The organism is Delftia sp. WSY_7 (assembly GCF_043104845.1).
In the GTDB taxonomy this organism is placed as follows: domain Bacteria; phylum Pseudomonadota; class Gammaproteobacteria; order Burkholderiales; family Burkholderiaceae_C; genus Comamonas; species Comamonas tsuruhatensis.
The window spans coordinates 739,557-761,190 of the sequence record NZ_JBICLB010000034.1 but is presented as its reverse complement, the minus strand read 5'-3'; the positions used below and the strand labels follow the sequence as shown (position 1 = coordinate 761,190).

Sequence of the window (21,634 nt, the reverse complement as noted above, 5' to 3'; positions counted from 1 at the left end):
AGCTCGCGGGCCTGTTGTTTCTTTTCCCCGGAGTCTTTGCGCATGTCCCCTGCCCCATCCCTGAACCGCGATGCCCGCCCCTCCATTCCTGCCACCCAAGGCAAGGCCGCCACCGCCGTGCTGGCGGTGGCGGCTTTCGTCATCGTCACAACGGAGTTCCTGATCGTCGGCCTGCTGCCGGCGCTGGCGCGCGACCTGGGCACCAGCGCTGCGGCGGCCGGCCAGCTGGTCACGCTGTTCGCCCTGGTCGTGGCGCTGGCCGGTCCGCCGCTCACGGCCTGGCTGGCACCGGTGGGCCGCAAGCGCCTGTTCGTGGCCATTGCCCTGCTGTTTGCGGGCTCCAACGCGCTGGCGGCCGTGGCGCCCAGCCTGGGCGTGCTGGCACTGGCGCGCCTGCTGCCGGCCATGGCGCTGCCGGTGTTCTGGGGCACGGCCAGCGAAACCGCTGCGCAACTGGCAGGACCGTCACGCGCAGGCCGTGCCGTGGCCAGCGTCTACCTGGGCATTTCTGCGGCGCTGCTGCTGGGCATTCCCCTGGGCACGCTGGCCGCCGATGCCGTGGGCTGGCGCGGCGCCTTCGGCCTGCTGGCCCTGCTGTCGCTGCTGGTGGCCCTGGCCCTGCAATGGAAGATGCCGGCGCTTGAAGGCGCGCCCCGCATGCCCCTGGCGCAGCAGTTGCGCGTGTTGCGCACTCCCCGGTTCCTGGCGCAGATTGCGCTGTCGGTGCTGGTCTTCACGGCCATGTTCACGGCCTATACCTATCTGGCCGAAATCCTGGAGCGCGCCGCCGGCGTGGCACCCGCACGCGTGGGCTGGTGGCTGATGGGATTTGGCGCCGTCGGCCTGGCCGGCAACTGGCTGGGCGGGCGCTGGGCCGAGCGCCACGCGCTGAGAGTCACAGCGGCCCTGTGCCTGGTACTGGCCCTGGGCATGGCGGCCACCGTGCAGCTGGCCCAGGCCCTGCCCTGGCTGGTGGTCGCGCTGGCCGTCTGGGGCGTGGCCAACACGGCCCTGTACCCGGTCTGCCAGATCCGCGTCATGCAATCCGCACCCCAGGCGCAGGCCCTGGCGGGCACGGCCAATGTCTCGGCCGCCAATGCCGGCATTGCGCTGGGTGCCCTTTTGGGCGGATGGGCACTGCAGACGGCAGGCCCTCTGTCCACGGGCCGGGTTGCCGCCGGCCTGGCCATGCTGGCGGCCGTGGCGGCGCTGTGCATGGCACGCTCGGGGCGAGCAAGGCACGCGCACTGCGCATGATCCACTCCATGAAGAGCCAGGGCCGGCAACCGCAGCGGCGTGCATTGTTGCTGGCCGCTGCATGCTGCGTTGTCTGCTCGCGCACAAAGTGAACCGCCTCGGGCCTGGACAATCCGTACCGGCGCCGCGACCGCATCCCGGACCGCCGCCTGTGTGCAGCGCAGACGTGACGCCCAGCCCGGCGTAAGACAGTTGTGTGGAGATCTCTTACAAAACATGTTGCGCCCAAAGGTCATGCTGAACGCGCATCGGGCAAACCCGACTCTGGCCTACGATGGTCTGACCAAGGAGTAAAAAAATCTTGTTCGGTTTCTTTGAAAAACGCGTTCCGCCCTATCCCAGCGTCGAGCCCACGGTCCCTCCCAAGGGCTTTTTCGCCTTCATCTGGGCCTGCACGCAAGGCATGCGCGGCTGGATCGCGCTGCTGACCTGCACCTCGGCGCTGCTGGCCGTCTACGAGGCGGCGCTGTTCGCCCTGATGGGCCATGTGGTGGACTGGCTTTCCACCGTGTCGCCGGCAGGCTTCTGGGAGCAGCAGCGCGGCACGGTCTGGGGCATTGCCGCCATCCTCTTGTCCAGCGTGCTGCTGCTGGCCTTTCACACGGCAGTGATGCACCAGGTGCTGGCCATCAATTTCCCCATGCGCCTGCGCTGGGTGTTCCACCGGCTGATGCTGGGCCAGAGCATGTCGTTCTATGCGGACGAGTTCGCGGGCCGCATCACCACCAAGATCATGCAGACGGCGCTGTCGGTGCGCGAAGTGGTGTTCATGGTGGTCGATGTGCTGGTGGGCGTGAGCGTCTACATGATCGGCATCCTGGTGCTGGCGGCCAGCTTCGAGTGGCGGCTGATGATTCCGTTCGCGCTGTGGCTGCTGGCCTATATCGGCGCCTGCTTCTACTTTGTTCCGCGCCTGGGCAAGATCGGCAAGGAGCAGGCCGACGCGCGCTCCATGATGACGGGCCGCGTGACCGATGCCTATACCAACATCGCCACCGTCAAGCTGTTCGCCCACACGCGCCGCGAGGCAGAGTACGCGCGCAACGCCATGGACGCCTTCAAGTCCACCGGCTATGCGCAGATGCGGCTGGTCAGCCTGTTCGAGATCACCAACCACCTGATGATCACCCTGCTGCTGGTGGGCTCCACGGGCACGGCGCTGTACCTGTGGTCTGCCGGCCAGGCCAGCGCGGGCGTGGTGGCAGCGGTGATTGCCATGGCGCTGCGGCTGATGGGCTATTCGCACTGGGTGATGTGGCAGATGACGGGCCTGTTCGAGAACGTGGGCACCATCCAGGACGGCATCCTCACGCTGACCAAGCCGCGCACCATCGTGGACGCGCCCGACGCCAGGCCGCTGCAGGTCACGCACGGCGCCATCGCCTTCGAGGACCTGAGCTTTGCCTACAAGGACGGCGGCAAGCAGGTGATCGACCACCTGAACCTGCACATCCGCGCGGGCGAGCGCATCGGCCTGATCGGCCGCTCGGGCGCGGGCAAGTCCACGCTGGTGAACCTGCTGCTGCGCTTCCATGAACCCCAGGGCGGGCGCATCACCATCGACGGGCAGGACATCCGCACCGTCACGCAGGACAGCCTGCGCGGCGCCGTGGGCATGGTGACGCAGGACACCTCGCTGCTGCACCGCTCCATGCGCGACAACATCCTCTACGGCCGCCCCGATGCGACCGAGCAGGAGATGCTGGCCGCCGCGGACAAGGCCGAGGCCTCGGACTTCATCGCCACGCTGACCGACCTCAAGGGCCGCAGCGGCTACGACGCCCAGGTGGGCGAGCGCGGCGTCAAGCTGTCGGGTGGCCAGCGCCAGCGCGTGGCGATTGCGCGCGTGATGCTCAAGGACGCGCCCATCCTGCTGCTGGACGAGGCCACCAGCGCGCTGGACAGCGAGGTCGAGGCCGCCATCCAGCAAAGCCTGGACAGCCTCATGCACGGCAAGACCGTGATCGCCATCGCCCACCGCCTGTCGACCATCGCGGCCATGGACCGGCTCATCGTCATGGACCAGGGCCAGATCGTCGAGCAGGGCACGCACCAGCAACTGCTGGAGCTGGGCGGCATCTACGCCAAGCTGTGGTCGCACCAGAGCGGCGGCTTCCTCGCAGAGCAGGGCTCGGAAGCTGCCAACGCCAACGGCTAGACGCTCGCCAGATCCCGGTCCAGCTGCGTATGCAATGTGTAGCGGCTGGCCGGGTGCAAGGTCACACTGAGGTCCATCAACTCCCCATCGGTATCCAGGTAGCGGCGCACGATCTTCAGCGCCGCTGACCCGGCCGGGGCCTGCAATTCCTCCGACAGCGCCTCGGGAATGAGCGCCCCCACCACGGCCTGCCGCACCCGCGCGATGCGCAGGCCGTATTGCTGCTCCAGCAGGCTGCTGACCAGCAACTCGGGCGCGGCGCGCACGCGCTCGGCCAGCTCCTGCGTGTCAAAGCGCTGCGCATCCACATAGACCACGGTCCAGGCAATGGGCAGGTGCGGCGCTGCGCCGTCGCGGCGCAGGCTGCAGATGGCCAGCCAGCGGCTGCCGGCCGGGCAGTCCAGTTCGGCGGCCAGGTCCTGGTCCAGCACCACCTCCTCGATGCGCCGCACTTCGCGCACATGGGTGGCGCCGAACTGCACCAAGTCCTCCAGCGAGGTCAGCGCCTGGCGGTAGTGCGCATGGGGCTGCGCCGCCTCCACGCGCGTGCCGACCTTCTTGCGCCGCGAGACCAGCCCCGACTGCTGCAGCTCGGCAATCGCCGCGCGCACGGTGTGGCGGCTCACGCCATAGCGGTCGCACAGCTCCAGCTCGGTGGGCAGCAGGGCGCCCACGGCGTATTCGCCCGAGGCAATGCGCTCGGACAGGTCGCGCGCCACCTGGGCATAGCGTGTCTCAGCCATGGGCGCAGGCCCTCACCCCAGGCAAACCCGGATGTTCGTAATGTACGTACATAAATAAAAATATCGATATGTCCGAACTTAATTGCAATTGCGCACCATGACCCTTCCGTCCTTCACCTCCAGCACCGCCATCGATTCGCTGCTGTTCCGCGACGCCTTCGGCACCCCCGCCATGCGCGCCATCTTCGCCGACAGCGCGCTGGTGTCGCGCTACATCGAGGTCGAGGTCGCGCTGGCGCGCGCCCAGGGCCGCTGCGGCGTGATTCCGGCCGAGGCCGCACACGAGATCGCGCAGCGCTGCAGCCTCGAAGCGCTGGACTTCGAGCTGCTGCGCAAGGAAACCGACATTGTCGGCTACCCCATCCTGCCGCTGGTGCACCAGCTGGTGAAACAGTGCGGCGACGCAGGCCGCTACATCCACTGGGGCGCCACCACCCAGGACATCATGGACACGGCCACCGTGCTGCAGGTGCGCGATGCGCTGGACCTGGTCGATGCCGACATCGCCGCACTACGCACCATCCTGGCCGACCTGGCAGAACGCCACCGCGACACGCCCATGGCCGGCCGCACGCACCTGCAGCACGCCCTGCCCATCACCTTCGGCTACAAGGCCGCCATCTGGCTGGCCATGTTCGACCGCCATGCCCAGCGCCTGAAGGAACTGCGCCCGCGCGTGCTGGTGGGCCAGTTCGCGGGGGCGGCAGGCACGCTGGCCTCGCTGAGCGGCCGGGGCCTGGAAGTGCAGCAATTGCTCATGGAAGAACTGGGCCTGGGCGTGCCCGCCACCACCTGGCATGTGGCGCGCGACGGCCTGGCCGAGGCCGTGAATTTCCTGGCACTGGTCACCGGCTCGCTGGGCAAGATCGCCTACGACGTGATGCTGCTGTCCTCCACCGAGTTCGGCGAGGTGTTCGAGCCCTTCGTCACCGGGCGCGGCGCCAGCAGCACCATGCCGCAAAAGCGCAACGCCATCTCCAGCGAGCTGATGCTGGCCGCCTCCAAGGCCGTGCGCCAGCATGCGGGCCTGATGCTGGACGCCATGGTCCAGGACCTGGAGCGCGCCACCGGCCCCTGGCACGCCGAATGGGTGGCCCTGCCCGAGAGCTTCGTGCTCTCGGCCGGCGCCCTGCACCAGGCGCGCTTCATGCTGGGCGGCCTCATCGTCGATCCCGAACGCATGGCCCGCAACCTGGACATGACCGACGGTCTGATCGTGGCCGAGGCCGTGATGATGGGCCTGGCCCCGCACACGGGCCGCCAGCAGGCGCACGACATCGTCTATGCCGCCTGCCGCAGCGTCAACGCCGAGGGCGGCACGCTGGCCGATGCGCTGGCCCGCCTGCCCGAAGTCACGGCCCATTTCGACCGCGCGGCGCTGCAGCGCCTCACCGACCCGCGCAACTACCTGGGCGAGGCCCCGCAGATGGTGGACCGCGCCCTTGCGCTGTCGCGCGCCCATACAGCCAGCGGCCGCTGACATCCCGGCCCAGGACAGAACACAGCACTACAGGAGACAACACCATGCCTTTCCATCTTCCCCGCCTGCCACGCCTGGCCCTTGCCCTGGCCGCCACCACCTTCGCCCTGGCCGCGCACGCCCAGGGCGGCTACCCCGCCAAGCCGCTGACCTGGATCGTGCCCTTCGCGGCCGGCGGCCCCACGGACGCCATGGCGCGCGACATCGCCCAGCGCACCAGCACCCAGCTGGGCCAGCAGATCATCATCGAGAACGTTCCGGGTGCGGGCGGCACCATCGGCGCGGCCAAGGCGGCGCGCTCGGCGCCCGACGGCTACAGCTTCCTGGTCGGCCACATGGGCTACATGGGCGCGGCGCCGTCGCTGTACAAGAAGCTGGCCTATGACCCGGTCAAGGACTTCGAGGCGGTGTTCCGCTTCCCCGACACGCCGCTGGTGCTTCTGGTGGGCAAGAACTCCCCGTACAAGACGGCCGAGGAGCTGGTGGCCTTCGGCAAGCAGAACCCGGGCCGGCTGAACTTCGGCAACGCGGGCGTGGGATCGACCTCGCACCTGGTGGCAGCGCTGTTCGCCAGCCGCGCGCAGATGGAGATCACCCAGGTGGCCTACAAGGGCGCGGCACCGGCCATGACCGATGTGATCTCGGGCCAGGTCGATGCCATGTTCGACCAGACCAACACCGCCCTGCCCCAGCTGGCCGGCGAGCGCATCCGCGCCATCGCCCTCACCTCGGACAAGCCCATGCCCCAGTTCCCGGGCGCGGCCGCGCTGGGCCAGAAGCTGCTGCCGGGCTTCGAGACCGCCACCTGGTACGGCATCTACGCGCCCAAGGGCACGCCGCGCGACGTGGTGCAAAAGGTCTACCAGGCCTATACCAAGGCCCTGGCCGACAAGGCCTGGACCGACAGGATGGCCGCCCAGGGCATACGCCTGCTGCCCGCAGATCAATACGCGCCCGAAGCCCTGGCACGCCACACGGCCGCCGAGGTGGAGCGCTGGCGCAAGGTGGCAGCCGACGCGAAGATCTCGCTGGACTGAGCCCATGGACCAGACACGCACCCAGGCCCAGGCACAGACCCAAGCTCATACCCGCATCGAGCACGATGCCTTCGGCCCCGTCCACATCCCTGCCGACCGCCTCTGGGGCGCGCAGACCCAGCGCGCGCTGGAGCTGTTCACCATTGGCGAGGAGCGCTTTCCGCAGGGCCTGTACCGCGCATTCGGGCTGCAGAAGCTGGCGGCAGCGCGCGCCAACCGGCGCCTGGGCGTGCTGGACGACGAGCGCGGCGCGGCCGTCGAGGCCGCAGCCGCCGAACTGCGCGACGGACTGCTGGACGCGCATTTCCCGCTGACCATCTGGCAGACGGGCTCGGGCACGCAGACCAACATGAATGCCAACGAGGTCATCGCCAACCGCGCCAACCAGATGCTGGGCCAGCCCCCGGGCACGCGCAGCCCGGTCCACCCCAACGACCATGCCAATGCCTCGCAGTCGTCCAACGACAGCTTTCCCACGGTGATGCACCTGGCCACGGCGCTGGAGCTGCGCGACCACCTGCTGCCCGCCCTGGAACAGCTGCAGCAGCGCCTGCAGGAACGCGCCCTGGCCTTTGCCGGCGTGCTCAAGGTGGCGCGCACGCACCTGATGGACGCCGTGCCCATGACGCTGGGCCAGAGCTTCGAGACATTCGCCCACCAGGTGGGCCACGGCATGGACCGGCTGCGGGACACCCAGCCCCGGCTGTGGAGCCTGGCCCAGGGCGGCACTGCGGCCGGCACGGGGCTCAACGCGCCGGCCGGATTCGACCGGATCTTCTGCGAGGAGATACAGGCGCTCACGGGCCTGGCGGTCACGCCCAATCCCTGCAAGTTCGAAGGCATGGCCGCGCACGATGCGCTCATCGAGGTCTCGGGCGCACTCAATGTGGTGGCCGGTTCGCTGGCCAAGATGGCCAACGACATCCGCCTGCTGGGTTCAGGCCCGCGCTGCGGCCTGGGGGAGCTGGTGTTTCCCGACGATGGGCTGAGCTCCTCCATCATGCCGGGCAAGCGCAACCCGACCGTGGCCGAGGTCGTGGTGCAGGCCGCCTACCAGGCCATGGGCCACCACCTCACCGTCACGCTGGCGGGCTCGGCCGGGCACTTCGAGCTCAACGTGGCCAAGCCCGTGCTGATCCACCACCTGCTGCGCGCCATGCGCGCGCTGGGCGACGCCATCCGCGTGTTTGCCGAGAAACTGGTGGCCGGCCTGCAGGCACATACGGAGCGGCTGGAGCAGCAGGTCAGCCACTCGCTGCTGCAGGCCACCGCGCTCAACCCGGTACTGGGCTATGACGCCGTGGCACGCATCACGCGCGAGGCCATGGCGCGCGGCATTGCGCCGCGCGAGGCAGCCGTGGAGCTGGGGCTGATCACGGCGGCCGAGTACGACCGGCTGGTGGACCTGCGGGCCATGGCCGGGCTGCCGCCCGCGTAGCGGCCTCAATCCTCCAGGCCTATGTTCTGCACGATCTTCTTCTCGTCCTCGAACGCCTTCTTGGCGAACGCCGTGTACTCCTGGCTGCCGCGGAACTGCGTGCGCACGCCGTAGTTGCCGACGACCTGGCGGAAGGCCGGGTCGTCCATGGCGGCCTTGATGGCGGCTTCGAGCTTGCGCACGATCTCTGGCGGCAGGCCGCGCGGCCCGGCAATGCCCAGGGGCGAGGGCACATCGAAGGCATAACCGGCCTCGCGGAACGTGGGCACGTTGGCAAAGGCCTCGGGCCTCACCTCGGAGGCCGAGGCCAGGGCGCGCAGCTTGCCCGAGCTCAGGTACGGCAGCACCGTGTTGGCGTACACGCCGGACTTGATGTGGCCGGCCATCAGCGAGTTCAGCGCCTCGGCATCGCCCTTGAAGGGCGCATGCGTGAAGCGTGCGCCCGTGGCCTGCTCCAGCAGCGCCATCACCACGTGGTTGGCCGTGAACTTGCCCGGCGTGCCGTAGTCCACGGCGCCCGGATTCTTCTTGGCGAACTCGACCAGGTCCTGCACCGTCTTGAACGGCGAGTCCTGGGGCACGGCCAGCACGAAGTCATAGGTCATGTAGGTGGCGATGTAGCTGAGATCGCGCACCGGGTCGTACTGCACCTTCTGGATGTGCGGCTGGCGGAAGATGCTCACGGGCGCCAGCGTCAGGCGGTAGCCGTCCGGCTTGGCCGATCGCATGTCCATCACGCCCATGGACGCGCCCGCGCCGGGCTTGTTCTCGATCACCACGGTCTGCCCCAGCTGCTTGCCCATGCCCTGTGCCAGCGCACGCGCCACCACATCGGTCACGCCGCCCGCGCCGTAGGGCACGACCAGGCTGATGGGGCGGCTGGGATAGCTGTCCTGCGCCCATGCTGCGCCCGTCATCAGGACCGATGCGCACATCCATGCGCCAAACACTCGTCTTTGCATTTCCATCTTCCTCAGAGGCTCACGACCATCGAACTTGCTGCTGTTCAATTTAGATGGATGCATGCCAACCATGGATTCGGGCAAGCCCGTAGCGTTGGGGATTGTGGGGAAAACGCGCAGCGTGGGTGCGGGACTGATGGCTCTATAGCAGGGGGTGGCGTGGTTGCTTGGTTTGCGGGTGGTGGTGGGGTGTTTTTTTGCGCATTGGGGTGGGTGGGGCATGTCTTTGAGGCGACAGTCATGGCGCGTGTGCCCTCAGAGCGGCTGCCATTCAGGGATGCTTTTTTGTCCCTGCCGGGTGGTTGTTTTTCGAGGCCGGGTTTCGGCCCGGCGGCCGACCTACTTTCTTATCGCGCGATAAGAAAGTAGGCAAAGAAACGCGCCCAAATGCCCGCGACCCCTGCGCTTCGCTCCGGGGCAACCTGCGTCGTGGCGGTTGCGGGGTTCGCTGCGGAACTCGCTTTGCGCTTCGCGCGCCGCTCAGACAACCGCAGCGAGTCAGGTCACGAAGCAGTCCTGTCCTTCGGCAGGACTGCAACCCCGCAACCACCACGCCGCAGGCGCTGACATACGGGAGGTGGTGCGGGCCTTCGCTTCGCTCGGCCCCGGTTTGAAGCCGAGCGGAGCGATGGCGCCGGCTGTTGGCTGTTGGCTGTTGGCTGTTCCCCAGCCTCCCCCCTTCTGCCCACGCCTGCGTTGGGCGGGATGCGGGGTGGCAGCCCTGCCGAAGGACAGGGCTGCTTCGTTGTCTAGCTTGCCGCAGTTGTTTGAACGGATTGCGCCGCAGGCGCAAGGAGTGAGTTCTGCGGCACACCCCGCATCCCGCCCAACGCAGGTCGCCCGCAGCGAAGCGAAGGGTCGTGGGCAGTTCGGGGCGCGCTTCTTTGCCCCGCTTTCTTGTCGCGCGACAAGAAAGCGGGTCGGCCGCCGGGCCGAACCCCGGCCTCGAAAAACAACCACCCGGCAGGGTCAAAAAAAGACCCACCAGCAAAAAAGGCGCCACCAGCATCCCTGCCAGCAGCGCCTTCCTCAGTCAATCATCAGACCGAAATCAGCGAACGGTATTGCCCAGAACAAGCCCTTCACGGCGCGGATCAGCCCCACCTTCCAGCTGCGCCTGCCCATTGCGCTGCACCCGCAAGATGGTGCCAATCCCGCTGGACTGCGCACTGATGGACACCACATGGCCCAGGGCACGCAGGCCGCTGACCAGCGGATCGTCGTTGCCGCCATTGGCCGTGTTGATGTTGGGGTGCTCGCCGCCCACGTTGGTGGTCGGGCTGTTGGCCGCGCCGAAGTCCACCATCGACGTGGCCTGCTGCGCATCCAGACCCCAGTCCAGCGCGCCGACCAGGGTCTTGGTCACGTACTGGATGATGGTGCTGCCGCCCGGCGAGCCCGTGGCCATCTTGAAGTCGCCGGCGGTGCCGTCGGTCTTCAGGTCGAACACCAGCGTGGGCGCCATGGAGCTGCGCGGGCGCTTGCCCGGCTGCACGCGGTTGGCGACCGGGCCGTCGGCGGTGCTGGGGATGGCCGCGAAGTCGGTCAGCTGGTTGTTGAGCACGAAGCCGCGCGTGACGTGAAAGGACCCCATGCTGGACTCCACCGTGGTCGTCATGCTCAGCGCGTTGCCCTTGGCATCGACGATGCTCATGTGCGTGGTGCCGGCCTCCTTGACATCGACCACGCCCTGCGAAGGCGTACCGAAGTTGCCTGCCTGGGCCGTGCCCATGCTCTTGGTCGTGGAGATGAGGGCGGCGCGCTGGCGCAGGTAGCTCTTGTCCAGCATCAGGGCCGGCGAGCCGCCGGGCAGGGACACGAAGTCGGTGTCGGCCACGTACTTGTCACGGTCGGCATAGGCCAGGCGCAGGGCTTCGCTGACCAGGTGCACGCCCATCACCGAAGGCTTGCCGCCCTCGCCATCGATGGCCGTGGGCGCATAGGCCTTGAGGTCGAAATTCTCCAGAATGCCCATGGCCTGTGCCACGGCGATGCCGCCGGACGACGGCGGCGGCATGCTGCAGACCATGTAGCGCGCGCGGTAGGTGGTGCAGACGGCCTCGCGGCGCTTGGCCTCGTAGCTGGCCAGGTCCTGCAGCGTGGTCTTGCCGGGGGTGATGGGCGCACCGTCCGAGACGGTCTGCGTCACGCCCACCTTGCTGACGATGGCCTGGGCCAGGTCGCCACGGTAGAAGGCATCAGCACCGCCCGTGGCGATGCTGCGCAGCGTGTCGGCATAGGGCTGGTTGACGAACTTGGCGCCCAGCGCCAGCGGCTTGCCCTGGGCATCGAAGTACAGCTTGGCGGCATCGGCATCGCGCGCCAGCTCCGTCTTGGAGCCCTCCAGCGCGGCGGCCATGCGGCCGCTGATGGGAAAGCCCTTGCTGGCCAGGTCGATGCCCGAATTGAACAGCTGGGGCCACGCGGTCTTGCCGTAGTCCTTGTGCGCGAGTTCCAGCATGCGCACCACGCCCGGCGTGCCGATGGAGCGGCCGCTGGAGCGCGCCGAAGGCTTGGGCGCGGTCTGGTCGGTGGCATCGTCCACGTAGCGCAGGTAGTTTTCCGTGGCAGCAGCCGGCGCAGTCTCGCGGCCGTCATAGGCCACGACCTTGCCCGTGGCCGCATCGCGGTAGAGCATGAAGGCGCCACCGCCGATGCCGCTGGACTGCGGCTCCACCAGGCCCAGCACCATCTGCACGGCCACGGCCGCATCCACGGCCGAGCCACCGGACTTGAGCACCTCGCAACCGGCCTTGGACGCCAGCGGGTTGGCCGTGACCACCATGTACTTGGAGGTGTGCAGGGCCTTCTTGCCGAGGCGGTAGCCCGACGAGGGTTCGGGTGCGGCCGGATCACCGGGCAGGCCCGAGCCCACGACCACGCTGCCATCGCCCGAGGTGATGGCGCAGGCGGCCAGGTCGTCCTGGCCCGATCCGCCATTGCCACCACCACCGCCGCACGATGCGAGGAACAGCGGCGTGGCGGCCGCAAGGCCGAGCCACTGCCATGCGGGCAGGCGTTGCCTGGAAGGGGGTTGCTTCATGAAATGTCTCCTTGTGGTGCGTGGAATGCGTTGATCTTGTTCACCTGGGGCAGCACCCGCCCGCAGGCTTGCCGCGAGCTTACATCCGTTCCACCACCACTTCGCGCAGATGCAGCCACCCCATCAGAGCGGGACTGAAGGGCCCCGTTCGCGGATGGCCGGCCCTGCATGCAAGGTCCGTGCCCGGATCGGGACGGCACCAGCACCGGAAATATCTGGCGGAAAATCCGAACCCGAGCACACCCCAAGGCTGTGCGGCCCGCAGCCTGTGCGGTCGCCCACTTTGGCTTACCATCGCCGGCCCTCTGCTTGATAGGTACAAGCCATGATCCGCGTCTCTGAACTGAAACTGCCCCTGTCGGCGGTGCAATACCACCCCGACAGCCACACCGAATACCTGCCCCTGGAGCCGCTGCGCGCCCTGGCCGCGCGCCAGCTGGGCATTGCCGAGGAGGCCATTGCCTCCGTGCATGTGCACAAGCGCAGCTTCGATGCGCGCAAGTCCGAGCTGCTGGCCGTCTACATCGTCGACCTGACGCTGGCCGACGAGAGCCAGGAAGCCGCGCTGCTGGAACAGTTCTCCAGCCATGCCCATGTGAACCCCACGCCCGACATGCGCTGGCATGCCGTGGGCCAGGCGCCTGCCGACCTGCAGCGCCGGCCCGTGGTGGTGGGCTTCGGGCCCTGCGGCATCTTTGCGGCCCTGGTGCTGGCGCAGATGGGCTTCAGGCCCATCGTGATCGAGCGCGGCCGCTCGGTGCGCGAGCGCACCCAGGACACCTGGGGCCTGTGGCGCAAGCGCGAGCTGGTGCCCGAGTCCAATGTGCAGTTCGGCGAAGGCGGCGCAGGCACCTTCTCCGACGGCAAGCTCTACAGCCAGATCAAGGACCCGCGCCACCTGGGCCGCAAGGTGATGCAGGAATTCGTCACCCACGGCGCGCCGCCCGAGATCCTCTATGCCGCGCATCCGCACATCGGCACCTTCAAGCTGGTGAAGGTGGTCGAGGGAATACGCGAGGAGATCATCCGCCTGGGCGGCGAGATCCGCTTCGGCCAGCGCGTGTGTGACATGCGCATCGAGGGCGAGGGCAAGGACCGCCGTCTCACCGCCCTGGAAGTGCTGGACCAGGACAGCGGCGAGCGCCAGTGGCTGGAGACCGACCATGCCGTGATGGCCCTGGGCCACAGCTCGCGCGACACCTTCGCCATGTTCTACGAGCGCGGCGTGCACATGGAGGCCAAGCCGTTCTCGGTGGGCTTTCGCATCGAGCATCCGCAAAGCGTGATCGACCGCGCGCGCTGGGGCAGGCATGCCGGCCACCCGCTGCTGGGTGCGGCCGACTACAAGCTGGTGCACCACGCCAGCAACGGGCGCGCGGTCTACAGCTTTTGCATGTGCCCGGGCGGCACCGTGGTGGCGGCCACCAGCGAGCCCGAGCGCGTGGTCACCAACGGCATGAGCCAGTACTCGCGCGCCGAGCGCAATGCCAACGCCGGCATGGTCTGCGCCATCGACCCCTGCGACTACCCGCGCGATGCCAAGAGCTTTGCCTGGGCCTTCGACGGCAAGACCCATGGCGTGGAAAACCTCAAGGACGGCGAGCTGCACCCGCTGTCGGGCATCGTGCTGCAGCGCCAGCTGGAGACCAAGGCCTACCTGCTGGGCGGGCGCAACTACAACGCGCCGGGCCAGCTGGTGGGCGACTTCATCGCGGGCAAGGAATCGGCCGCGCTGGGCGAGGTCGAGCCCTCCTACAAGCCCGGCATCACGCTGACCAACCTGCACCACGTGCTGCCCGCCTATGCCATCGAGGCCATGCGCGAGGCGCTGCCCGCCTTCGGCAAGAAGATCCGCGGCTACGACATGCACGATGCCGTGCTCACCGGCGTGGAAACGCGCACCTCCTCGCCCGTGAAGATCGAGCGCGGCGCGGACTTCCACAGCCTGAACACGCGCGGCCTGTACCCGGCCGGCGAAGGCGCCAGCTACGCGGGCGGCATCCTGTCGGCTAGCGTGGATGGCGTCAAGGTGGGCGAGGCCGTGGCCTGCGCCATCCTCGGGCTGCCCCTGCCCTCGTCGGGTGCACGCGGCTCCGGTGGCGCAGCATGACACCGCGTCCGCCCCGTTTCGCCGCCCCCTCGCGCGCCCAGCTGCTGGCCGCCATTGCGGCCATGGGCGTGGTGGTGCTGTCGTCCAACATCCTGGTGCAGTACGCCATCAACGACTGGCTGACCTGGGGCGCCATCACCTATCCGTTCGCCTTCCTGGTGAGCGAGCTGGTCAACCGCAGCTTCGGCCCGCAGCAGGCCCGGCGCGTGGCCTGGGTGGGCTTTGCCGTGGCCGTGGCCGCCTCGCTGGTGCTGGCGCCGCCGCGCATCGCGCTGGCCTCGGGCGCGGCCTTCATTGCCTCGCAGTGGCTGGACATCGGTGTGTTCCACCGCCTGCGTGCGGGCCGCTGGTGGCGTGCCCCCCTGGTGGCCACGCTGCTGGCCGCCTGCCTGGACACCTTCCTGTTCTGGAGCATCGCCTTCGCAGGCGCCGCCGAGCCCTGGGTGACCTGGGCCCTGGGCGACCTGGGCGTCAAGCTGGTGCTGGGCGTGGCGCTGCTGCTGCCCTTCCGGCTCGCCATCGCCCGGTGGTGGAAAGGCCCATCGGCAATCGCCAGCGCCAAATAAAGCCGACGCGGTTCGCACGGACTCGATCTCAAGCCAGGGGCACCGAGCAAGGGCCTACGCCGGCCGCGCCGCCCCGCAGCGCGGGTGCCGTCCCCCTCCCGCGTAGCGAGAGAGGGGGCGCCGTGCAACGGGAAGCGGCGTCCGCCGCTCAGGGGGAGTCCAATAACTATGGGTTGCGCTGCAGATAGTCCACGGCCAGCGCGGCCAGTGAGCGCGCGCCCGTGGGCAGTTGCTTCTCGTCGATGTCGAACAGCGGCGAGTGGTTGGACGGCGCCTTGGCAAAGTCCTGGCCGGCCGGCGGCGCGCCCAGGAAGTAGAAGAAGCCCGGAACCACCTTCTGGAATTCCGAGAAATCCTCGGAGCCGCTGACCTTGGGAATCACCATGGCCTTGCCGCCCATGGCCAGCTTGAGCGCGGGCAGCGAGGCCTCGGTCAGTGCTGCGGGGTTGGTGGTCACCGGATAGGCCACGGGACCGAAGCGCACCTTGGCCTTGGCGCCGCTGGAGGCCGCGATCTGCTCGGCCGTGGCGGTGATGCGCTTGTGCGCCTCCTGGCGCATGTCCTCGTCGAAGGTGCGCAGCGTGCCCTGCATCTCCACGTTGTCCGGGATGATGTTGTAGCGCGTGCCGCCCTGGATGGAGCCGATCGTCAGCACGGCAGGCTCCAGGCTGATGTTGAGCTGGCGGCTGACCACGGTCTGCAGGCCCAGCACCACCTGGCTGGCCGCGACGATGGGATCGACCGCATTCCACGGCGACGAGCCATGGCCGCCCCGGCCCTCGACCTGGATGCTCAGGCTGTCCGAGCCCGCCATCAGCGGCCCGCTGCGATAGCCCACCATGCCCGAGGGCAGGTTGGCCGTGATGTGCAGGCCGTAGATGGCCTGCACGTCCTTGAGCACACCGGCCTCCACCATGGCCTTGGCACCAAAGCTGGGCACATGGCCGTGGGCATCGGCCTCCACCGGGGCACCTTCCTCGGCGGGCTGGAAGATGAACTTCACCGTGCCGGGCAGCTTGGCGCGCATGCCGGCCAGCGCCTCGGCCGCGCCCATGAGCATGGCCACGTGGGCATCGTGCCCGCAGGCATGCATGACCGAAACCTCCTTGCCCATGTACTGGGCCTTGGCCTTGGAGGCAAAGGGCAGGCCGGTCTTCTCGGCCACGGGCAGCGCATCCATGTCGGCACGCAGCGCCACGGTCTTGCCGGGCTGGCCGCCGCGCAGCACGCCCACCACGCCCGTGCCGCCCACGCCGGTCTGCACCTCCATGCCCAGGCGGCGCAGATGATCGGCCACCAGCTTGGCCGTGCGTTCTTCCTGGCCCGACAGTTCGGGGTGCTGGTGGATGTCGCGGCGCCACTCCACCATCTTGGGCGCCAGCGGCTGGATGGCGGTATCCAGGGCCGCCAGGCCCTGTGCATCGAGCCCCTGGGCGCTGGCCGCCAGTGGCAGGCCGCAGGCCAGCAGCCCGGCCAGGGCGATGGAGCGCAGGCCTGTGCGCGGGGAGGAGGAAGGCTTTGTCTCGGCGCTGGTGTGGAGCATCTTCGTGGTCCTGGAAAGTGGCACAAGCAGCCATGCTAAAAGTGAAGCACGTATGACGGGCACGTCAAAATCGCCATTCGAGGAGCCAGAACCGCCATGCCCCGAGCCTTCATCATCGAGTTGCCCTGCCTGGAGCACAGCGCCATCGGCCACGCCGCGCACCTGGTGGAGATGCTGCGCAGCGCCAACCTGGTCGCCAGCCTGCGCCTGGGCCGGCGCGCGCCACGCTTTGGCTGGCGCTGGGTCGACGGCCAGGGCCGGCCCCTGCCCGCCATGCCGCATGCGACCGAAGGCGCGGCAGCCGAAGGGCCCGCGCAGGCCGTCTTCGTGAGCGCGCTGCACTGCCCCGACATCCCATCCATCCGCGACATCGTCGCCGCGCATCCGGCCCTCGTGCGCCGCATCACCACAGCCTTCGACCAGGGCCTGGCCGTCTGCACGCTGGGCAGCGCCGCCTGGTTTGCGGCAGCGGGCGGCCGCTGCAAGGGCCGGCTTGTGGCCCTGCCCTGGTATTTCATGGGCGGCTTCGGCCTGGACTTCCCGGGCATCGAACTGGCCGAGGGCCAACCCTTCGTGGACGACAGGCCCTGGCTCAGCGCCTCCCACCCCGAGGCCCTGGCACCCATGGCCGTCGCGCTCACACGCCATGCCTTCGGCGACGACCTGGCCGCAGCGCTGGCCGCCGTGCTACAGCCCGATGCCCAGCGCGAACGCGCCACCCGCGCCGCCCTGCAGGACCGCCGTATTCCCGCCACGCGCAACAGCGTGCTGGCCCATGCCATCGCCTGGCTGGAGGCGCGCGTGGAGCAGCCCTATGACCTGCAGGCCCTCGCGGACGCGGCATCCACCAGCCCGCGCACCCTGCTGCGCCACTTCCAGCAGGAACTGGGCCACAGCCCGCTGGACCACCTGCACCGCCTGCGCTGCGCGCGGGCCCGGGTGCTGCTGGAGATCACGCTGGAGAGCGTGCCGTCCGTGGCGCTGGCCTGCGGGTATGGGGATGCCTCGGCCTTTCGGCGGGTGTTCTTGCGGTATGTGGGGATGGCGCCTGCGGCCTATCGGGAAAGGCATGCGTTGAGGGCGCCCAGGAGGCGGTGGAGGGTGGGGGCTGCTTGATTGTTTTTGCCCCTGCCGGGGGGGTTCTTTTCGAGGCCGGGTCTCGGCCCGGCAGCCGAATGTCCGCGCCCCTCCGCTTCGCTGTGGGCAACCTGCGTCGTGGCGGTCGCTGCGCTCGGCCTGGGACTTTGGCCTCGCTTTCATTCAAAGCCTCTATCATTCCGAGTGGCCCCCAGTACAGGGGCTGGTGCGTAAGAACACCTTTTCTCAAAGCGGTGCGGCCTCCCCGTTAACGAGGCCTTGTCACGTCTGCATTGCCGGATCGTGGGTGTACGCCCACGTCCCTACGGTTATGGACGGGATGGGGCTACCCGCAAGGGCGTCCGCACGGCTTTGAGCGTGTTCTTAACATCCCGTCCACCTGTCTGCGCGTAAGAACGCGGATTGGTGGTTTCAAGTCTCTCAAAGGAGCACGGAACCATGCATACAGCGCCGATGATTCAGAGCGCCCTCACATTCACATGGAGGGCCATGCCATGAAGCAGGAAGTCCGACCCAGCAGCGCCAGAACCACGCAACTGACCATGGCCGTCGCCGAGATGAACGCCATGGTTCAATCAGGCTGCAACGAGGTCTCTGCACTATCCCAGCTCGCGCAGTCATGGCTGCAGACGCCAGAAGGCCTGCGCGATCCGGATGTGGTGATCAGCGCCTTGCGCACCATCCAGCACAGCGCCGAACGGCTGGCCACCTCCATGGACGACGAAATCCACGTCCTGCGCAACACCGCCAGGCCCGAACCCTGACGCCGCACCCAACTCCATGAAAACAGCCGAGCGCACCAATGCGCATCGGCTAGGTCACACATGCTGCAGTACGCCCGAGCACTCGGGCACGCAACCAGTCCATACAAAAGGTCTATTGGAGATCGCGGATCATGAGCTAACCACTAAAACGCAGAATGACCGCTTTCTGCGTCTTTCGAATATCCCGGGGCGCTTCATTTTTGCCCATCGCATTTCCAGGGGAGCAACGAGGCCTATGAGCAATGTGTTCAAGCGAGGCGCAGCCATCAGCCCCTACTTCCGGGGAACGGCCTTCGCCGTCCGCATCGGTGCGGTGGCTGCTGCCGTCGCCGGTGTATGCGAGGCCGCCTTTGCATGGCTGATGCTGCCCATCGTCGACGGAGGCTTCCAATACGCGCCCATCGGTTGGCTGGCAGATATAGACCACCCTCCGCTGTGGTTTGTTCCGATCGGCATGGTTGCCGTGTTCGCCCTGCGGGGAGTGGCCGTATTCATCGTCGACTACAGCCTTGCCTGGACGGCCAACCAGGGGATCATGAATCTGCGGTTGAGGATGTTCGGAAAATTGCTGGATGCCGATCCGAACCTCTTTGCCTCCCGCCCTGCGAACAGCTTGACCAACACGATCGTGTACGAATCAGCGGCAGGAGTGGTGCAATTGACGGGGGCCATCCAGACCATCCTGAAGGACAGCTTCAGCATTCTTGCGCTGCTGGCGACACTGCTCATGCTGAACTGGAAGCTGACGCTGGTCCTGGGCGTTCTCGCCCCGGTCCTGGCCGTGACCATACGTGCATTTGGCCAGCGGCTGCGAAGAATCACCAAAGCATCTCAGACGGCCATCGATCGCCTGGGCTATGTCGTGGAAGAGAATGTGCTCGCATGGCGCATCGTGCGGCTGCATGGGTTGCAGACACCGCAGGCGGCCCGGTTCCGGCAGGAAAGCCGCGCACTCAACCGCTTGCTGATGAAGTCAACGGTTGCCAGTGCATCGGCATCGCCATTGACCCAGTTGTTCACAGCCATTGCTTTGGCGACCGTGGTCGCCCTGGCGCTGTGGCAAAGCAGCAGCACCGGAACGCCAATGGGTTCTTTCGTGGCCTTCATCGCGGCGGCCGCAGGTATTGCCAACCCCATCCGCAGATTGACGGACGTATCCGCCTCCGTGGCCCGGGGAATGGCGGCTATCGCAAGAGGCATCGCACTCATCGACGATGAGCCATCCGAGGCGGGCGGCCCCCTGAGGAAGGACCATGTGACAGGCCATTTTTCCTTGCGAGATGTCACCGTGCAGTTCGGGCCAGACGGTACAAGGCCGGCGCTGGCCGGACTGACGCTGGAAATCGAACCGGGTTCCATGGTCGCGCTCGTCGGCCCCTCAGGAGCCGGCAAAAGTACCTTGGCCAATCTGCTGCCGCGATTCCTTTCACCGTCGGGCGGTGTGGTCGAGCTGGATGGAGTGCCCCTGCCAGACTGGGACTTGCAGTGCCTGCGGGCCCAGGTGGCCATGGTGAGCCAGGACGTCGTACTCTTCAATGGCTCCATCGAATACAACGTCTGCCTCGATACGGATCCCGATGCTCAACGGCTCCGGTCAGCATTGCAGGCGGCCAACCTGCTCGCCACAGTGGACGCATTGCCACACGGGCTGCAGACCCTGGTCGGCCACAACGGCACCCACCTGTCGGGCGGGCAGCGCCAGCGCCTTGCGATTGCAAGGGCCATCTACAAGAACGCCAGCGTCGTGATACTCGATGAGGCCACCTCGGCACTTGACTCGGAATCGGAGAGATTGATCCAGCAGGCCATGGAACGCCTGATGGCGGGCCGCACAAGCATCGTCATTGCGCATCGCCTGTCCACCATCGCCGTGGCAGACAAGATCGTCGTACTGGAAGCTGGTCGGGTTGTAGAGGAAGGCTCGCATGCGCAACTCCTCGACCGCCAGGGACTGTATGCCAAGCTGCATTCCATCCAGTTTGGAGCGTTCTCTGCCGAACCGAAGGCCAACCCTGTGGAGGACAGGAACGATGTCCTCTGCACCACCGCCAAGATCCCATGAAAACAGCCGAGCGCAGCAATGCGCATCGGCTACTGGCTGTGGGCTGTCCCCAGTCTCCCCCTTCTGCCCAACGCGGGTCGCGCAGCGAAGCAAAGGATCGTGGGCAGTACGAGGCGGGCTTCTTTGCATACTTTCTTGTGGCCGGCTCCCCGGCCGCGCGACAAGAAAGCGGGTCGGCCGCCGGGCCGAAACCCGGCCTCGAAAAACAACCACCCGGCAGGGTCAAAAAACAGACCCGAGAACAAGAAAGACTCAGTCCACCGTCACCTTCGCCTCCCGAATCACCCTCCCCCACTTCTCCGTCTCGGCAGCAATGAACCGATCGCACTCCTCAGGCGTGGACCCCTCCGCAAACGTCCCCATCACCTGCTCCAGCCGCTGCGACACCTCGGCACTGCGGATGATGCGCGACACCTCGGCGGACATGCGCTGCACGATCTCGCGCGGCACGCCGGCCGGCGCGATCATGGCCGCCCAGGTGCTGCCCAGCAAGCCGTCGTAGCCCTGCTCCACGAAGGTGGGCACGTCGGGCAGCGCGGCCAGGCGCTTGTCGCTGGCCACGCCGATGAGGCGGATGCGGCCGGCCTTGGCGGGCTGGATGAGGTTGGGCGGCGGGTCCAGGAACAGCGGGATCTGGCCGCCCATGAGGTCGGCCAGCGCAGGCGCGGCGCCCTTGTAGGGCACGTGGACCATGTCCGTCTTGGTGAGCAGCTTCATCAGCTCGGTGGTCAGGTGGGCGCTGGAGCCGCTGCCCGAGGAGCCGAAGCCCACCTTGCCCGGATTGGCCTTGGCATAGGCGATCAGCTCGGGCGTGGTCTTGAAGGGCGCGTTCATGGCCACGGCAGCGACCAGGGGCGAGACGCCCATGAGCGAGACGCCGACCAGGTCCTTCTTCGGGTTGTAGGGCAGCTTGGGATAGAGCGTGGTGTTGGCCGCATAGGCCGCGATGACCACGCCGAAGGTGTGCCCGTCCGGCGCGGCCTTGGCGATCTGGTCCACGCCGATGATGCTGTTGGCGCCGGGCTTGTTCTCCACGATGACGGGCTGGCCCAGGGCCTTTTGCAGGCCGACCTGCAGCAGGCGCGCCATCTGGTCGGTGAAGCCGCCTGCCGTGTACGGAACGATGATGCGGATGGGCTTGGAAGGCCAGGGGCTCTGGGCCCAGGCCGAGGGGGCCAGCACGGTGGTGGCTGCTGCAGCGGCGGCAGCGGTAGATTGCAAAAAGCCGCGGCGGGAAGTCGAAGGCATGGTGTCTCTGGATTCTTCTCAGTTGAAAAATGGCCCCCACGCTACCCTTGCTGCGCAAGGTCCGCTGCCCCCCAAGGGGGCCGCTTTTCATCTTGGGGCGGCCCGGCGATGAAAAAACGCCACGC

At 67.7% G+C, this 21,634-nt stretch carries 15 protein-coding genes; 10 read left to right on the top strand and 5 right to left on the bottom strand.

All coding sequences use genetic code 11. The annotated features are described in order from the left end of the window. The first annotated feature begins 42 nt into the window (after positions 1–42). Entirely contained in the window at positions 43–1,257 is a 1,215-nt protein-coding gene (locus ACF8ME_RS18240) for an MFS transporter (protein ID WP_016453117.1), read from the top strand. Between the two features lie 301 nt (positions 1,258–1,558). Then, positions 1,559–3,415 carry an ABC transporter ATP-binding protein gene (locus ACF8ME_RS18235; RefSeq protein WP_016448059.1) on the top strand — a complete coding sequence of 619 codons (1,857 nt, stop codon included), beginning with the start codon at positions 1,559–1,561 and terminating at the stop codon, positions 3,413–3,415. Here ACF8ME_RS18235 and ACF8ME_RS18230 read toward each other — a convergent pair. Next, on the bottom strand, positions 3,412–4,158 hold the full coding sequence (locus tag ACF8ME_RS18230) for a GntR family transcriptional regulator (protein WP_016448060.1): 747 nt from the start codon (positions 4,156–4,158) through the stop codon (positions 3,412–3,414). The two genes, ACF8ME_RS18235 and ACF8ME_RS18230, sit on opposite strands and share 4 nt — an antisense overlap. A gap of 97 nt (positions 4,159–4,255) precedes the next feature. Between ACF8ME_RS18230 and pcaB the strand changes: the two genes are divergently transcribed. From pcaB to ACF8ME_RS18215, 3 genes are read left to right on the top strand one after another with little or no spacing between them, the layout of a single operon-like run. Next, positions 4,256–5,638: a 3-carboxy-cis,cis-muconate cycloisomerase gene (pcaB, locus tag ACF8ME_RS18225; RefSeq protein WP_034390459.1), complete on the top strand. Its 1,383-nt coding sequence runs from the start codon at positions 4,256–4,258 to the stop codon at positions 5,636–5,638. Between the two features lie 44 nt (positions 5,639–5,682). Beyond that, positions 5,683–6,675: a tripartite tricarboxylate transporter substrate-binding protein gene (locus ACF8ME_RS18220; RefSeq protein ID WP_012203368.1), complete on the top strand. Its 993-nt coding sequence runs from the start codon at positions 5,683–5,685 to the stop codon at positions 6,673–6,675. A gap of 4 nt (positions 6,676–6,679) precedes the next feature. Next, complete coding sequence (locus tag ACF8ME_RS18215; RefSeq protein WP_392417701.1) at positions 6,680–8,113, top strand: class II fumarate hydratase; 1,434 nt, start codon at positions 6,680–6,682, stop codon at positions 8,111–8,113. A 5-nt stretch (positions 8,114–8,118) separates the two neighbouring features. Here the strand turns inward: ACF8ME_RS18215 and ACF8ME_RS18210 are convergent, their stop codons facing one another. Together ACF8ME_RS18210 and ggt are read right to left on the bottom strand one after the other, a co-directional pair. Next, on the bottom strand, positions 8,119–9,075 hold the full coding sequence (locus tag ACF8ME_RS18210) for a tripartite tricarboxylate transporter substrate binding protein (RefSeq protein WP_141830260.1): 957 nt from the start codon (positions 9,073–9,075) through the stop codon (positions 8,119–8,121). Between the two features lie 1,051 nt (positions 9,076–10,126). Next, positions 10,127–12,118 carry a gamma-glutamyltransferase gene (gene ggt, locus ACF8ME_RS18205; protein ID WP_392417698.1) on the bottom strand — a complete coding sequence of 664 codons (1,992 nt, stop codon included), beginning with the start codon at positions 12,116–12,118 and terminating at the stop codon, positions 10,127–10,129. Positions 12,119–12,443: 325 nt separating this feature from the next. Here ggt and ACF8ME_RS18200 point away from each other — a divergent pair, with 325 nt between their 5' ends. Then, positions 12,444–14,228: an NAD(P)/FAD-dependent oxidoreductase gene (locus ACF8ME_RS18200; protein WP_392417697.1), complete on the top strand. Its 1,785-nt coding sequence runs from the start codon at positions 12,444–12,446 to the stop codon at positions 14,226–14,228. Beyond that, positions 14,225–14,794 carry a VUT family protein gene (locus tag ACF8ME_RS18195; RefSeq protein WP_016448066.1) on the top strand — a complete coding sequence of 190 codons (570 nt, stop codon included), beginning with the start codon at positions 14,225–14,227 and terminating at the stop codon, positions 14,792–14,794. The genes ACF8ME_RS18200 and ACF8ME_RS18195 overlap by 4 nt, the downstream gene beginning before the upstream one ends. Positions 14,795–14,960: 166 nt before the next feature. On the opposite strand, the gene ACF8ME_RS18190 is transcribed toward ACF8ME_RS18195, so the two are convergent. After that, on the bottom strand, positions 14,961–16,337 hold the full coding sequence (locus ACF8ME_RS18190; protein ID WP_013804135.1) for an amidohydrolase: 1,377 nt from the start codon (positions 16,335–16,337) through the stop codon (positions 14,961–14,963). 96 nt (positions 16,338–16,433) lie between these two features. On the opposite strand from ACF8ME_RS18190, the gene ACF8ME_RS18185 reads away from it, so the two are divergent. From ACF8ME_RS18185 to msbA, 3 genes are all read left to right on the top strand, one after another. Next, the gene (locus tag ACF8ME_RS18185; RefSeq protein WP_012203346.1) at positions 16,434–17,453 is read left to right on the top strand and encodes a GlxA family transcriptional regulator; all 1,020 of its coding nucleotides are present in this window, start codon (positions 16,434–16,436) and stop codon (positions 17,451–17,453) included. A 476-nt stretch (positions 17,454–17,929) separates the two neighbouring features. Beyond that, the gene (locus ACF8ME_RS18180) at positions 17,930–18,199 is read left to right on the top strand and encodes a hypothetical protein (protein WP_047326162.1); all 270 of its coding nucleotides are present in this window, start codon (positions 17,930–17,932) and stop codon (positions 18,197–18,199) included. Between the two features lie 235 nt (positions 18,200–18,434). After that, positions 18,435–20,261 carry a lipid A export permease/ATP-binding protein MsbA gene (gene msbA, locus ACF8ME_RS18175; RefSeq protein WP_392417694.1) on the top strand — a complete coding sequence of 609 codons (1,827 nt, stop codon included), beginning with the start codon at positions 18,435–18,437 and terminating at the stop codon, positions 20,259–20,261. 252 nt (positions 20,262–20,513) lie between these two features. On the opposite strand, the gene ACF8ME_RS18170 is transcribed toward msbA, so the two are convergent. Further along, a complete protein-coding gene (locus ACF8ME_RS18170; RefSeq protein WP_043823801.1) occupies positions 20,514–21,509 on the bottom strand; it encodes a tripartite tricarboxylate transporter substrate binding protein in 996 nt (331 codons plus the stop codon). Between the last annotated feature and the right edge of the window lie 125 nt (positions 21,510–21,634).